12 protein-coding genes are annotated in these 13,863 nt (G+C 68.0%); 2 read left to right on the forward strand and 10 right to left on the reverse strand.

Going from position 1 to position 13,863, the window contains the following annotated elements; all coding sequences use genetic code 11:
• Nucleotides 1-6 precede the first annotated feature (6 nt).
• The 9 genes from OV287_RS05845 to OV287_RS05885 all read right to left on the reverse strand — a co-directional run bounded on the left by OV287_RS05845 (nucleotide 7) and on the right by OV287_RS05885 (nucleotide 10,788).
• Nucleotides 7-3,684, reverse strand: a complete 3,678-nt coding sequence (locus OV287_RS05845) for a DUF2135 domain-containing protein (RefSeq protein WP_267532986.1) — start codon at nucleotides 3,682-3,684, stop codon at nucleotides 7-9.
• Nucleotides 3,685-3,898: 214 nt separating this feature from the next.
• Nucleotides 3,899-4,216, reverse strand: a complete 318-nt coding sequence (locus OV287_RS05850) for an imm11 family protein (RefSeq protein ID WP_373371806.1) — start codon at nucleotides 4,214-4,216, stop codon at nucleotides 3,899-3,901.
• Nucleotides 4,217-4,390: 174 nt separating this feature from the next.
• On the reverse strand, nucleotides 4,391-5,215 hold the full coding sequence (locus OV287_RS05855) for a hypothetical protein (protein ID WP_267532988.1): 825 nt from the start codon (nucleotides 5,213-5,215) through the stop codon (nucleotides 4,391-4,393).
• A 4-nt stretch (nucleotides 5,216-5,219) separates the two neighbouring features.
• Nucleotides 5,220-5,807: an imm11 family protein gene (locus OV287_RS05860; RefSeq protein ID WP_267532989.1), complete on the reverse strand. Its 588-nt coding sequence runs from the start codon at nucleotides 5,805-5,807 to the stop codon at nucleotides 5,220-5,222.
• Nucleotides 5,808-5,831: 24 nt separating this feature from the next.
• A complete protein-coding gene (locus tag OV287_RS05865) occupies nucleotides 5,832-6,860 on the reverse strand; it encodes an AHH domain-containing protein (RefSeq protein WP_267532990.1) in 1,029 nt (342 codons plus the stop codon).
• Between the two features lie 22 nt (nucleotides 6,861-6,882).
• Nucleotides 6,883-8,076, reverse strand: coding sequence for a hypothetical protein (locus tag OV287_RS05870; RefSeq protein WP_267532991.1), 1,194 nt, complete (start codon nucleotides 8,074-8,076; stop codon nucleotides 6,883-6,885).
• A gap of 23 nt (nucleotides 8,077-8,099) precedes the next feature.
• Nucleotides 8,100-9,167, reverse strand: a complete 1,068-nt coding sequence (locus OV287_RS05875) for a DUF2169 family type VI secretion system accessory protein (protein WP_267532992.1) — start codon at nucleotides 9,165-9,167, stop codon at nucleotides 8,100-8,102.
• Between the two features lie 35 nt (nucleotides 9,168-9,202).
• Nucleotides 9,203-9,667, reverse strand: coding sequence for a DUF4150 domain-containing protein (locus OV287_RS05880; protein WP_267532993.1), 465 nt, complete (start codon nucleotides 9,665-9,667; stop codon nucleotides 9,203-9,205).
• Nucleotides 9,668-9,732: 65 nt separating this feature from the next.
• Complete coding sequence (locus OV287_RS05885; protein ID WP_267532994.1) at nucleotides 9,733-10,788, reverse strand: prephenate dehydrogenase/arogenate dehydrogenase family protein; 1,056 nt, start codon at nucleotides 10,786-10,788, stop codon at nucleotides 9,733-9,735.
• Nucleotides 10,789-10,873: 85 nt separating this feature from the next.
• Here OV287_RS05885 and OV287_RS05890 point away from each other — a divergent pair, with 85 nt between their 5' ends.
• Nucleotides 10,874-11,317 (forward strand): nuclear transport factor 2 family protein, encoded by a 444-nt coding sequence (locus tag OV287_RS05890; RefSeq protein ID WP_267532995.1) that lies wholly within the window; start codon nucleotides 10,874-10,876, stop codon nucleotides 11,315-11,317.
• Between the two features lie 3 nt (nucleotides 11,318-11,320).
• On the opposite strand, the gene OV287_RS05895 is transcribed toward OV287_RS05890, so the two are convergent.
• On the reverse strand, nucleotides 11,321-12,097 hold the full coding sequence (locus OV287_RS05895) for a hypothetical protein (RefSeq protein ID WP_267532996.1): 777 nt from the start codon (nucleotides 12,095-12,097) through the stop codon (nucleotides 11,321-11,323).
• A gap of 144 nt (nucleotides 12,098-12,241) precedes the next feature.
• On the opposite strand from OV287_RS05895, the gene OV287_RS05900 reads away from it, so the two are divergent.
• Nucleotides 12,242-13,861: a methyl-accepting chemotaxis protein gene (locus OV287_RS05900; RefSeq protein ID WP_267532997.1), complete on the forward strand. Its 1,620-nt coding sequence runs from the start codon at nucleotides 12,242-12,244 to the stop codon at nucleotides 13,859-13,861.
• The last annotated feature ends 2 nt before the right edge of the window (nucleotides 13,862-13,863 follow it).

Below are 13,863 nucleotides of genomic sequence, written 5' to 3' on the forward strand. Positions count from 1 at the left end.
GCGCCCTCACTCCGCTGACTTCGCCACCGGGGCGGGTGCTGGCACCAACTCCTCGCGGCGCAGCAGGAGCTGGGCGTTCGCCCTGGGCAGGATGCGTACCTGGAAGCGCCGCTGGTACGTGTCCTCCTTGGAGAAGACGTTCCGGTCCGTCACCAGCAGCAGGGCCGTGGGCACCGCGTAGCGCTGCGAGTTGTTGCCGTAGTAGTGCACCAGCACGAAGTACGTGCCCGGTGCCGCCTTGCGCGCGTGGTACAGCTCCGGCCCCAGCCCGTCCGTGATGTCCCAGTGCAGCTTGCCGCCCAGGGTCGTCTCCTTGTGGCTGTAGAAGCACTTCTCGCCGTTGGGCTCCATCACCCACAGGTCGATGTCCGTCCCGTCCGAGTTCCAGTGCGTGGTGAGCTGGTAGTCGATGGGGGCCATCTCCTCGAGCCTCTGCAGCTCGCGCCGCCGGGCCTCCAGGGCCGCGGACTGCTCGGCCAGCCGGGGATGCTTCGCCAGCGCCGCCAGCATCCGGCCGTAGTGGTACGCCGCCACCGTCTTCGTCTGCCCGTCGTGACGATTCCAGCCGCGGGCCAGGACGATCTCCCAGTTGCGAGCCGCCTCCGCGGGCCGCCCCGCCGCGTCCAGGGCCAGGGCCTCCTCCAGGTAGGACTGGGGCTCGAAGGGACGGTTGAGCCGCACGTGCTCGAAGAGCTCCGCGGCGGCCGGGAACTGGCCGAGCGCCAGCAGCCCGTAGCCCACCAGCCGCAGCGCCTCCGCGTCCTTGGGGCGCAGCTCCACCGGGGAGGAGAGCGCCCGCACCGCGCCCCACGTGTCCCCCGAGAAGGCCCGCTTGCGCGCCACCGCCTCGTACACCAGCACGTCGTCCTTGTTCTCCCGCCGCGCCCGCCGGTACGTCAGCTCCGCCTGCAGCCGCTCCTCGCCTCCCGCGTAGGGCTCGTCTCGCAGCGGCTGTGCCTTCACCCGCGAGCCCAGCTCCGCCTGCTTCGACTTCAGCACCCCCAGCACCTCACGGCCCGAGGCCGGCACTCCGTCCAGCGACAGCCCCAGCAGCTCGTCCCGCCGCTGGTCCTCCTGCTGCCGCCGCAGCGTGTCCAGGTCGGTCAGGTCCATCTGCTCGTTGCGCACCGCGTAGCGCACGTAGTCCCCCTCCGACTCCAGCACCAGCATGGAGGCCCGTGCGTTGGCGAGCCGGTAGTGCTGGCTGAGCGCCACCACCATCCGGTCCAGCTTCACGTCCTCCAACGCCACCAGCCGCGACACGAAGAGCTCGGCCCACGCGCGCGGGGCGAAGGCGCTGTCCTCCTCACGCGGCAGCGGCACCGACAGTGTGCGCTCCTCACCCGCGGCCTGCGTCACCACCTCCAGCTGCGCCTGGCCGTCTCCCACCAGCCGCCCGGCCACCCGCAGCTCCTGTCCGGCGTAGACGAGGTGCGGCCGACCCGCGACCACCAGGTCCTTCACCTGTGCGCCCTTCACGCTCACCCGGGCGAGCACCACCGAGGTCTCCCGGTGCGCGCGCGCCGCCGCCTCCACCTCGGCGCCGGAGAGCACGTTCACCACCCGGCCTCCGCCCGAGCGCGCCAGCGCGTCGAAGAGGTCCGTGTTCACCGCCGACTCTCCGAAGCGGTAGCTCACCCACCGCAGCGTCTCCGCGGCCGGGTGGCGGGAGATGAGCTCCTCCACGTTGCTCTGTCCCCAGGTGACGTTGCCGTCCGAGAGCAGGAAGGTCGTCACCCGCCCACCGCCCGCCGAGGGCTTCAGCCAGTCGCGCCCGGCCCGGTCCAGCTCGGCCAGCATGCCGCCCACGTTGGAGGCTCCCTCCAGGAAGACGTGCTCCAGCTCGGCGAACGTCTGCTGGCGCGCCTCGGGCGTGTTGCGCCGGAAGCCCGTGCCGTGCAGCCAGCGAGGGCGCACGTCGAAGAGGAGCACCGCGTACTCGGTGAGGCTCGTGTCCTTCTCCAGCAGCGCGCGCAGCATGGCTCCCTGCAGCGCCCAGGCGTTGCCGTCCTCCGCCGACAGCGAGGTGTCCACCACCAGCACCGCCCGCCCCGTGGCCGCCTCCTCGCTGCTCACGGTGAGCCGCTCGGGCAGCCGCACCCGTGTGTAGAAGGCCTGTCCGGGCAGTCCCGCTGGGTCCGCGCCCACCAGCACGTCCGCGTCCTCGCTCCGAGGCTTGAGCGCCACGTCCAGCGCTCCGTCCCCTTGCAGCTTCGGCCAGTCCCACGCCTGCCAGGTGCCGAGTGTGAGCGGCTTGCTCGTCTCGGGGCTCACCACCATCTCGCCAGCATGCTTCGGGTCCACGTGCACGCGTGCCGAGACCTTCAGCCCCTTGCCCGCCCCTGGTGGCACAGGCCACGTGTAGCGCAGGCGCTGCCCGTCGAAGAGGAGCGTCTGCTCGTAGGCGATGACCACCCGCTTGAGGGACTTCGGCGGCAGGGGGAAGACGCGCGCGCTGAAGTTGGAGGACCCCGCCCACTCCAGCAGTGCCGGATCCACATTGCGGCGCACCACGTCCTCGTACACCTCGCGGGCGCGCTTCTGCTCGACGACGCGGGCCTCCTGAGGCTCGCCCCACGAGCGCTTCGCTCCCGGAGGGCTCGGCGGGGCCGCCGCCACCAGCGCGTCAGCTCTGCCCGAGTCACCCAGCGGTGGCAGCAGCTCCTCGGACTGGAAGAGTGAGGGCGAGTTCACCGCGACTGCCCCCGAGTACAGCGCGAAGCCCGCCACCGTCGCCCCGCCCGGCAGCGGGTAATAGAAGGTGCCCTCCAGCGCCCGTGGGGTGTTGTTCTCGAAGAGGTAGTCCACCACCGTGCGCGCGCGGGCTCCCTGGATGTACGTCACCACGCGCACCTCGCGGGTCACCAGCGGCTGGTAGCGGCCCTCCTCGTTCTGCACCAGCACCTTGGCCACGCGCTGCGCGGTCTCCACCTTGGGCAGCACGGGACGGGGTGCCTCGGCTGGCTTGGACTTGTCCTTGGCTTTCTCCGGGGGCGCGGGCCTGTCCGCGCTGGCCATGCTCGGACTCGGAGCGGCGGCCCCGCCTCCTCGGCCCGTGCTGGAAGCGCGTTCCGAGCCACCCTTGATGATCTGGATGATCTCGCGCCGCTTCTGCTCCAGCACTCGGGGGCGCTCCTCCGCGAGCTCCTCGCGGTCCATGGGAGCCGCGGCCGCGGGTTCTGGCGCCGGCGGACGATGGTCAGGCTCCGCACGCGGGGGGGCCTCGGTCTCGATGATGGGGGCCGGTGGCGGAGGCGCTCCCCCCGGAGCCCGTGCCATCTGCTCCTCCATCTCCTCGGAGCCCAGGGACTCGTCTACCTCCGCCTCCCCAGGGGTCGTGGGATTGCGACGGCTCGGCTGCGGCGCACCGGTGCGCGGCCCGGTGACGGGCTCACCTCCGCGCCAGTTCGCCTCTCCCACGAGGCGCATGAGCTCCTCCTCGGTGACGGCCTGCGGGTCGGCGACGGCATCGCGCAGCGCTGGGAGGTCCACTGTCCCCGGCTCCTGCACGCCCGGCACGGTGGCGGGAGCGGTGAGGCCGGCGCGGGCGAAGGCGGGCGCTACGTCCACCTTGGGGGCCTCGGGGACCTGGGGCTTCTCTTCGTCCGGTGAGCTGCGCTTGCAGCCTGGTAGGGCCAGGACCGCGAGGAGGAGTCCGGTGAGCAGGGCGCGCGGGAAGGGCATGGGACCAAAGGTTAGTCCACCTGGGCCCTGCTCCGTTACGCCCTGGCCTCTACCCGAGCCACGGCGGTGCTGGTTGCCTTATGGGCTCAGAGGTAGAGGCAGTCCTCGCCCATGGCCATGTAGCGCGTGCCCGTGATGCCCGCCCCATCCAGCAGGGCGCGCAGGTCGTCGCGGATGATGAGGGTGTTGGAGCGCTTGGCCAGGCGAAACAGCTTCAGATGGGGGTCGATGCGCGCCGGGTCCAGGTACAGCTTGTAGAGCGCACCAATATTACCGGGCCAAAGCTTTGAAGGTTTGGAGACCGTGCGATCCAGTCGACGCAGTCCTGTGCCTCCAGCACGTTGGCGATGAAGCAGCCCTTGGCGGCCACGCGCCGCTTGTGGTTGAGGATGCGGAGGGGAACGTACTCGGCTCTGGCGCCTGACTCCTTCTCCAAGAGGTCCTTGAGCTTGCTGGAGACGATTTCAACCCCGAGCGTGTTGCTGACCAGGTCGGGGACGTTGAGACCCGGATGGCCCTTGTCCATTCGCACGCTCAGGTCAGGTGCAAACGCTCCACCCGCCTGGGTGCCCTGCGAGCTTCCATAGGAATTCCCTCAGCTCTGGAGAAGCCGTGTCGATGAGGCAATCGGTGTCTTCAGCCGAGTTGTCGAGGACGAAGTAGGCGTGCATGAAGGGACGGTTCAGTACCTGTGGGCCCCGGCTCGTTAGGCCGGAACGTTCGCGCTCCAGTCCATCCATGCGTCGGGGCGCAGAGTAGGCAGTGTCATCTCGAGCCTCGCCAACCGGGGAATGGTTGGGTACTCGGGCTCGGTGGGCAGTTCCAGGCGTTCCGCGATCCGCAAGAAGGCGAGCCCATTGAGGAAGACAGGACCCTCCGTCCACCGGAGGTCTGCATTGGGGCCCGACTCCTCCGTGACCTCCCGGAATCGGAGCTCCCGGTCTGTGATGACTGTCAGGAGGGCGCCATGGAACGCTTTGGGGTCCCGTGCGAGCAGCGCCCGGCAGACGTCGAGGTATGGGTCCTCTCCTCCTTCGAGCACCTGCTCCCAGCGAGGGAGGAGCCCGGGAAGGCTGGACCAGTCGCCGGATTTCAGTGCCAGGGCGGAGCGGCGCAGGAACTCGTAGAGCAGGAAGTCGTCCTCGTATTCCAGCGACGGCGTGTGCCGGTCCGTCGAGACGCTCGCGATGTCCGCCGCCAGCCCGAACTCACCCGTGGCAAGCGCGTCGACGAGGGAGCGATTCTCGCTGCCACACACGTAGAGCGGTTGCGTGGCATGGCCTTGTGCCACTAGGCGCAGGAAGTGGAGGCGTACGAGAGCCGACTTTCGCAGGAAGACATGGAACCGGTCCGCGCGCGCGTCCTTGAGCATGTCGCACAACGCGAGGCGCCGGTACATGTAGGCGGCTTCGAAATATGAGAGACCGTGGTACTCGCGCACGTCTCGCGCCTGGATGCTCTGGAGGGCCTCTTCCAGGAGGGAAATCGTGTTGGCGCGGAGCGCCTCCAGTCGGGTTGGATTCTTGCGCATGGGCTCAGAGGTAGAGGCAGTCCTCGCCCATGGCCACGTAGCGCGTGCCCGTGATGCCCGCCCCATCCAGCAGGGCGCGCAGGTCGTCGCGGATGATGAGGGTGTTGGGGCGCTTGGCCAGGCGAAACAGCTTCAGATGGGGGTCGATGCGCGCCGGGTCCAGGTACAGCTTGTAGAGCGCACCGATCTGGTCGGGCCACAACTCCGAAGGCTCGGATTTCGTGTGCTCCATGTCGACACAGTCCTGTGCCTCCAGCACGTTGGCGATGAAGCAGTCCTTGGCGGCCACGCGCCGCTTGTGGTTGAGGATGCGGAGGGGAACGTACTCGGCTCTGGCGCGTGACTCCGTCTCCAGGAGGTCCTTCAACCTGTTGGAAACGATGCGCACCCGGAGCGTGTTGCTGACCAGGTCGGGGACGTTGAGACCTGGATGGTCCTTGTCCATCCGCACGCTTTGGTCTGGGGGATATGGCTCTCCTACCTGGACGCCCTTGGCGAGTTTCCACAGCAGCTTGCTCAGCTCTGGAGAAGCCGTGTCGATGAGGCAATCGTCTTCCTGAGAAGCGCTGTCGAGGATGAAATAGGAGTGCATGGAGACGTTCTCTGGCGGGGCGGTCTATCTCTTGGAGAGGAGAGAGGCAAACTGGGGGCGGTTCTCAATGAACTTGGGGAGAAGGTTCAGGTTCACCTTGTCCTGGAGGCTGTCGACACCCAGGGAGCGGATCGGCTCGCGCATTCGCTGCGAGAACTTTTCCAGGGAGTTCTTGGGGCCGCTGCAGTCCTTGTCGCTCACCAGGGAATGTCCGCCCTTCTGCTCGGCCATCTCCTCGAAGAACTGACGGACTTCCATCACCTTGTCTTTGACCATCGTGCTGTAGTGGACGTGGAACTTGGCGGCCGGATTCTTCTTGGACTGGGGATGGGCCGGGAGCTGGAAGACCTTGCCGTAGGGGTAATGCACGGGCAGGAAGATGATGTTCCAGCCCTTGTGGACGTTGTAGTTCGCCTTCTGGAGCACCAGGAGCATCCAGAGGTCCAACTTCTTGAGCTCGCCCACTGCCACGACGTGGTGCGCGTTCCAGACCCAGGGAATCCCTGGCGTCTGGAAGTTGGCGCCGTTGCCCATCCACCAGAGGTTCGCATTGCCCGGCTCGCGAGGATCCTCGCTGGCCGGTTTCATGCTGAAGGTGAGCCCCAGGCGCGTGTTGAACCGGTCCCGTGCCTCGCCTTCCTTGGAGAAGTCCAGGTTGTACCAGTCCTTTTCGGCGCAGGTGCTCTGGTAGTTGAACCCGTTCTCCCGGTAGTTGTGCCCCGGGACGTCACAGATGTAGCCGCCCGAGCCCCTGGTCACACACCCCCCGTCTTGTGTCGGCCGGTGGGTCTCTGGAGCCAGGAGTTGTTGCAGGTGATCATTGTCCTGCTTCGCTTTCTGCTGATCCGCCTCGGCCTTCTGGACCGCCTTCTGCCGCGTCGAGGCCAGTTCCTGTTTCTCCTTGAGTCTGTTCTTCGCCCGCGCCCGGGCCGCGGGCGTCTTGCGTGTCTTCAGGTACTCACGCGCCCGCTGCACGGCCCGATCCGCTCTCGCGGCGGAGTCCTTGGCCCGTTGCGTGGCCTTCTCGGCCTGCTCCAGTGTCTTCTTTCCCACCGAGATACCTCCTCTGGTGATGTCAGCCCTCGGGCGCTTCCAACAGGAATGCCCCGCGCGACGTGTCGTCCGACAGCAGGGCCCCTAGGATACACCGGCCCCCTGCGTACCCGCGCTCCATTGCCCGGACTCCCATGCACACCGCGACCGCTCCGGTCGCCGCGCCCAACTCTCCGAAGTGCTCGGCCGGAAACCAGTGGCCAAAGGCCGTGGACAGCCCAGCGTTGCCCAGCCGCAGCAGCGTGTTACCGAAGTCCATGGCCCGGAAATCGTCTCCATTCAGGCTGACGATGGCCCGCCCGACGTCCCGCAGCCCTGGTGCCGCCTGTCGCGCGCACGCGGCAATGGCCTCGGACAGCGCGGCGCCGCCCGGCGTCACCCCGGAAAAGCGGTGGAAGGGCTCCTGCGCCGTGGCGGCGGCCCGGAGCACCGCCTGCACGCGGGCTTCCCGAGTACGCGCCGCGTTCGGGCGCTCCAGCAAAATGAACGCCGCTGCTTCCCCTGGGAAGAAGCCCGTCGCCACGTTGGGACCCCGCAGCAGCCCCAGCCCCTGGACGACTCCCAGCGGGCGGCCATGCACGTAGGTGTCGATGCCACCGACGATGCAGCGCTCGACCGTACGGCTCCCCATGAGCTCCATGGCCCGCTGCAGGGCCCTGGCCAGGATCGCCCCGCCGCCGAAGAAGCACTCGCTTACCTGGGACCGGAGGACTGGCTGATGCAAGGCGAGGAGCTGCGGGAGGAGTCGGCGCTCCAGGGACTGACGATGGTTCTCCAGTTCGGCGAGGCCCTCGGTGCGCAGCCGCTGCTTGAGCGCCCCTTCGGGCAGTGCGCTCAGCTCTCGCCGCTCCAGATAGGTGTCCTCGTAGAGATTTCCCGGAAGACACAGCAGTACCGCCGTCCGGGTGGGTGCCGCCCGGGCGAGAGCCGCCTCGCGCACCAGGTCTCCTAGGGCCGCGTCTCCCAGCCGGACCAGCCGGCCTACACCCTCGAAACCCTCGGTCAGGCCCCGGACCGCATGGCCTCGCAGGGGCTCCATCTCCAGGGTGTCCTCGTCCGAGACCTCGGCATCCAACTCCGTCCAGCGAGTCAGTCCGGCCCGGGCCGCGGCGCACGCCTGGACGACCCCGCCCAGCGAAGACACCATGCCCACCCCGGTGATGGCGAGGGGATGGCCGCTGACGGTCAGGGATGTCTGGGGAGAGGTGGAGCTCATGAGGTTGTCGTAGGCCAGGGCTCTCAGGGCTGCTCGGGCAGGGGCACGGCCGCGTCCATGAGGGGTCCCAGGTCCTGCTCACTGTCGACGACGAGGGTCCTCACCTCGCGAGGCCCCTCTGCCAACAGGGCCTGCCCTCTCCAGAGCAGGAAGACGCAGCCCTCGTCCGCGTTGAGGATGACGGTGTCCAGGGCCATGCGCACCTTCTCGTCCGTGCGGCGCGTGCGCTCGAGGAGTACGTCGGGAGGGCGTATCCCTGGGAGCTTGAAGGTGAGCGTCCCCTTCGGCGTGACGTGGTGGAGCGCGACCTCCTCGTCGCCACGCAGGTAGCCGGGTGCTACCAGCCCGGGAGGCGCGGCATTGAAGAACCGGCGATCGAAGTCGGTGGGCAGCCACGGCATGCGTGTCTTGCGCCACGTCTCGTCGTAGGTCCCGGCGAGCGAGGCGCGGGGCTGCCAGTCTGGGCTGATGAAGCCGAAGCCCGCGGGACGTACCACCTGTCCGAAGCGCACGAGGGGCTCATCGGGATCCTCCAGGTTGGGCAGCAACAGCCCCTCCTCGAAGTTCCGGGTGCTCGCGCGAAAACCCACCCCGACGGGGTTGCGGGGCTCGAACCGGTGCTGCTGCGGATCCGGATGGCTGCGATCCCAACCCCCGAAGGCCCGCTCGTAGCGCAGGGGAATGCGCTCGAAGGCGAGCGGGCGCGTCATCGAGACCTGACCCAGGCTCTTGAACCAGGTCCGGTCCCCGACGACCCGTACGGTCTTCTGGATCGGGCCTACCCGGAGCGAGACCCGCACCTCCGTGGTCTGGCGCGAGGGTGCATGCGCGTGGCCGATGAGGACCACGTCCGTCGTGACCTTGATGAAAGCGCACTCCGGTTCGTACTTGAGGCTGGAACTCCCGGGGTTTCCCCAGGATTCGCCGGCGGTGTTGACGGGCTCCGGCTCCTCGCAGAGCGGGAGCTTGCCGTCTGCCATCACGAACGAGGCCTTGACGACGGGAACGAGCAACGACCGCCCCTGCTCATCCATCAGGAAGAGCATCTCGACCAGGAAGGGGGTGCGGTTGTCGACGTCAGGCTGTGCCAAGCCTTCTCTCTTTCCCGGGTGTCAGTGAACAGGGTTCACAGCTTCTTCTTGCAGACGAGGCACTTGGACTCGTCCTTCCCTTTGTCGCCGGCCATGACGATGGGCTGGATGACAGGGGATGGTGGCGTGTTCTTGTCGTTGTGCAGCATCAGATCCATGGCACGCGCCACGTTCTTACCCTCGAACTTTACGTCGAAGGAGAAGTTGACGAACTCGGCCTTGCCCTTTGTCTTGCTTGAGGCCACGCCGCCACCTGCGGTGCCCGCCTCGTCACCGGTGCTGGTGCTGAAGTTGGAATCCTTAACGCACGCTGGATTGCCCTCCACGGACACCCTCTTGGTCCCCTTCGCTGTATCGGAGGACTTCGCGATGTTGGGATAGGGGATGGGCACGGGCCCGCCCGGGCTCGGCGTTTTGCAGACATCCGGGAAGACCACGGTGGTGCCGTTGCTGTCCTTGGTTACCACGGACATCTTGTTGACGCCGACGGTATTGGCCATGTCGTCCTCGCTTCTAGTTTAACAGGTCCCGTTTGGCACGCTCGCCGTCAGTGCCAGGTGTGCGTTCACCCCTGGGAGTGCTGAGCGCGCCGGGAGAAGCGCAGGACGGCTCGGAAGATGGACTCCACGCCATCCGGGTCCAGCCCCAGCTCGGTGGCCCAGGTTCGGCGTGTAGCGATCACCTCGTCCTCCCGGGCTGGATCCGGCACCGGCTGGCCCGCCTCGGCCTTGGCTCGAATCGCCCGCCGCGCCAGCTCGGCCCGCCGGGCCAGCAGCTCCACCAGCTCCCGGTCGAGCTGGTCGATGTGCTCGCGGGTCTCCTTCAGCTCGGGCAGGCCCGTCTCGAGCGCTGGCAGCTCCATGCGGGGCGTGTCTGACGTGGCGGCCTCGGGAGGAATCGTCTCCAGCTCCTGGTGAATGGTCCCGAGCGCCTGGAGCAGATGCCTGCGTGCCTCGTGCGCGAAGGGGTTCTCGTGCTGGATGGCGGTGAAGAGGTGCCCGGCGTCCGAGCGGACGATGTCGATGGTTCGCGAGAGCGCCTTGAAGCTGGCAGGCGCAAAGGGCACATCCACCCCCGAGCCCGCATCCACCATTCCCTTGGCCACGAAGAAGGTGAGCGCGTGCGTGTGCGCCATCACCCGGTCATGGCCCTCGGGCGTCTGTTCGATGATCTCGCAGCCCAGCCGCTCGAAGAAGGCTCGGGCCTGCCGAGCCGCTTCCGGGTGGAGCGGGTTGGGGCAAATCACCACCCGCAGCGGGCGCTCGGCCATGGCGAGGCTGAGCGGACCAAAGAGCGGATGAGTGCCCACCCAAGGCACCCGCGTGCCGAGGACTTCACTCATCGCCTGCACGGGCTTCACCTTGACGCTGCCCACGTCGAGCACGAGCTGCTCCGGCTTCAGGTGCGGGCTCAGCTCCTCGAGCACCGACTTCATCCGCGGAACCGGAACGGCCACCACCACCTGCTCGGCCCCGGTGAGCAGTCCCTGGAGGGAGCCGGCCCGATGGGGCTCGGGGATGTCGGCGGTGGGGTCCACCGCGCGGTAACCGATGCCCGCCGCGTCCAGAAGTGAGCCCAGTGCGCGGCCAAAGCGGCCAAATCCAACGATAGCGACCGTCATGCCGCCAACTGTACACGAGGGGGCCCATGGCCGTGTTTCGCCCTTCGGCGCACAGTGGGCTCTCGCAGTGCCAGAGGGAGTCGACGTGTCCGAAGCGAAGAAGAACGTGGAGCGGACTCGGTCCATCTTCGAGGAGATGGCCCGGACCGGCAGCAACCAGCCCCTCCTCGATCTGCTGTCCGATGACGCCGTCTTCAAGCTGTCCCTCCCCAAGGGCACGCCCCTCAGCGGCGAGTTCCGGGGCAGGACCGCCATTCTCGAGTACTTCGAGCGACTCGAGCAGGTGCTCGAGGTCCTGGATGTGAAGACCTGGGACTTCGTCGGCAATGGTGACCAGGTCATCGTCCTCGGTGACGAGCAGTTCGTCGTGAAGAAGACCGGGAGGACTTGCTACAGCGAGTTCGCCTTCGTCCTCGACTTCAGCGGCGGGAAGATCGTCCGCGCGCTTGTTATCGAGGACCTGTCCGGGGTCGTCGAGGCCTTTGCTTCCGCGGGGACACGGGCCGCCTCGCGGGCCTCGGGTGCCTGAGGGCTACTCCTCCTCCACGGCCAGCTCGAGCTCGCAGGTGAGGAGCAGCGTGGGCCGCACCTCCGCGACACCCTTGGGACCCAGGCGCGTGGGGAGGCCCAACCCCAGCTCGAGCCAGGGAGTGGAGCGCCAGACGAGCCCCGGGCTGAGCCACGCACGTGTCTCGTCTTCCCAGGCGAGGCCCAGCTCCAGCAAGGGCACCAGCGTGCCGAGCGGCAGAGTGGCCGCGAAGGTGGCGCTGGGCTCCAGTTCGAGATCCTGCCGTGCCCCTCCGGCCCGCAGCTCGAGCGCGAGGTTCAGGTGGAGGCGTACGGGCCCGAGGGACTGCGCCACGGCCACGAAGGGAGTGGCCGCCAGACCCGGAGCCTCCGAGCGCGAGAGGGACAGGGGTAGCTCGACCTCGAGCCCCGGGGAGAGGACCAGGCCCAGGTCGGGCCGGTGGACGAGCGCGTAGAGCAACCCGGCCTCGATGCCCGACTCCGACGGCTCCTCCGGGCCTGCAACCACCCCACCCAGTTCCCACCGGAGCGGCGCGCGCACCTCGATCTGGAGCCGGTCCGTCAGGCCCCATTCCGTGAGCAATGAGAGTGTCATTACCTCCCAGGTGTTCCTCCACTCGCCACTCATGCCGAGCGTCGTCTGTAGTTCGAACGCCTCCTGGGGGTACGCGTTGTCCGCGAGGAAGAGCTCCTCGACGTCCTGCATCCGCGGCTGTCCGGCGTGGACCGGGACACTCAGGAACACGGCCAGCACCGGCGCGAGCAGGACGGGAGAGCGCATGGGTCTCATCCTTATTCATCGCGTCACTTCGGGTCACACGGCCACCGTTGGCCCTGAACAATGCAATCCCCGAACGAGCCTGGGGCCCTCCATGCTCATTCGTTGAGCCCCCTATGATCGGTGTCTCATCTCCGGGGGGAGCCCATGAACAGACCATCCATCCAGAACAAACTGTTCCTTCTGCTGGCCGTCGCGACGGCCCTGCTCATGGGGTTGTGGGGGACGATGTACTGGCTGGGTGGACTCATCCACGGCGGCACCATCGCCACCTCCAAGGCACATGAGGGGGCGGAGTTGAGCGATGAGGTCAACCAGCTGCTTCTGCAGCTCAGGGAGCCTGTCAATGACGTGCTCGAGAGCTGGGATGCCGAGAGTGAGGGGGAGAAGCTCGACCGGTACACGAGGGAGTACGAGCAGCGCTTGCGCGAGCTCGAGGAGGAGCTCGAGGCCGACCCGGAGTGGCGGCGGGTCCTGGCGCCGGTGAAGCAGGAGGCCGGGGAGATGCTCTTGCACGCCCGGGCTGTCCTGGCGGCGGTGCGTGAGCGGAGCGAGGCGGAGCGCGCCAGGGATTACGAGGCCTCTGGGTCCGCCACCTCCAGGGCTTTGCAGCGGATGGTGATGATGAACCGGGCATTCGTCCGCGCCTCCCGGCTCCTCCAGGAGGTGGAAGACTCTCAGCGCGAGCAGGCCCACGCCCTGGTGTTGGAGACTGCGCGCTCCAGCGAGCGGTTGGTGTCGTGGACACTGGGGGTCCTGCTCGTCTCGCTCGCCATCCTCACCACGCTGGGGATGGCCTTGGTGCGCGCGCTGATCGTTCCGCTCCGCACCGCGGCCGGGGTGCTGACGGACGTCTCCCAGGGAGACCTGCGCCATCGAATCGAGGAAGGCTCGAAGGACGAGGTAGGGGTGTTGATGGGGGCCACGCGCCAGATGCTCGTCTACCTCTCGCACATCATCGGGGAGATCCGCGGCAGTTCTCACGGGCTCGCCACGGCGGCCAGCCAGCTCTCGGCGACCTCACAGGCCCTCTCGCAGGGTACCCAGGAGCAGGCCGCCTCCGTCGAGGAGTCCAACAAGAGCCTGGAGCGGATGCGCGCCTCCATCGAGCGGACCGCGAGCAACGGTCAGCGAATGACGGAGATGGCGCTGCGGGGCGTGAAGGATGCCGAGGAGAGTGGCAGGGCGGTGGGCGCGACCGTGGAGGCGATGAAGGCAATCATCGAGAAGATCTCCATCGTCGAGGAGATCGCCTACCAGACGCACCTGCTCTCCCTGAATGCCGCCATCGAATCGGCACGCGCGGGCGAGCACGGCCGAGGGCTCGCGGTGGTCGCCTCCGAGGTGCGCATGCTGGCCGAGCGCAGCCGGGTGGCCGCGCGGGAGATCCTCGGGCTGGCGGGCTCCAGCATGAAGATCGCCGAGCGCTCCGGCTCTCTGCTCGAGGAACTGGTGCCCTCCATCCGCCAGACCGCCACACTGGTCCAGGATGTGTCCGCGGCCTGTGCCAGCCAGTCCCAGGCCGTGATGCAGCTCAACCAGTCCATGCGGCAGGTGGGGGAGGTCGCCCAGAAATCCGCGTCGGCCGCCGAGGAGCTCGCGGCGACGGCGGAAGAGGTGGCCTCGCAGGCCGAGGCGCTGCGGCAGCTCGTGGCGTTCTTCCGGCTCGACGCTCAGGACGAGGCCTCCACGGCGGGGCTCCTGGCACGCTCCACTCTGGCGCCAGGCAGGGGCTCCGCGGGGCCTCATACCTCGATGGCGGCCTGAGG

This window comes from Archangium lansingense, from assembly GCF_026626635.1.
In the GTDB taxonomy this organism is placed as follows: Bacteria; Myxococcota; Myxococcia; order Myxococcales; family Myxococcaceae; genus Archangium; species Archangium lansingense.

Coding starts and splice junctions, on each gene's coding strand:
- OV287_RS05845 (WP_267532986.1), bottom strand. CDS start 3,684: ATGCCCTTCCCGCGCGCCCTGCTCACCGGACTCCTCCTCGCGGTCCTG.
- OV287_RS05855 (WP_267532988.1), bottom strand. CDS start 5,215: ATGCGCAAGAATCCAACCCGACTGGAGGCGCTCCGCGCCAACACGATT.
- OV287_RS05860 (WP_267532989.1), bottom strand. CDS start 5,807: ATGCACTCCTATTTCATCCTCGACAGCGCTTCTCAGGAAGACGATTGC.
- OV287_RS05870 (WP_267532991.1), bottom strand. CDS start 8,076: ATGAGCTCCACCTCTCCCCAGACATCCCTGACCGTCAGCGGCCATCCC.
- OV287_RS05880 (WP_267532993.1), bottom strand. CDS start 9,667: ATGGCCAATACCGTCGGCGTCAACAAGATGTCCGTGGTAACCAAGGAC.
- OV287_RS05885 (WP_267532994.1), bottom strand. CDS start 10,788: ATGACGGTCGCTATCGTTGGATTTGGCCGCTTTGGCCGCGCACTGGGC.
- OV287_RS05895 (WP_267532996.1), bottom strand. CDS start 12,097: ATGCGCTCTCCCGTCCTGCTCGCGCCGGTGCTGGCCGTGTTCCTGAGT.
- OV287_RS05900 (WP_267532997.1), top strand. CDS start 12,242: ATGAACAGACCATCCATCCAGAACAAACTGTTCCTTCTGCTGGCCGTC.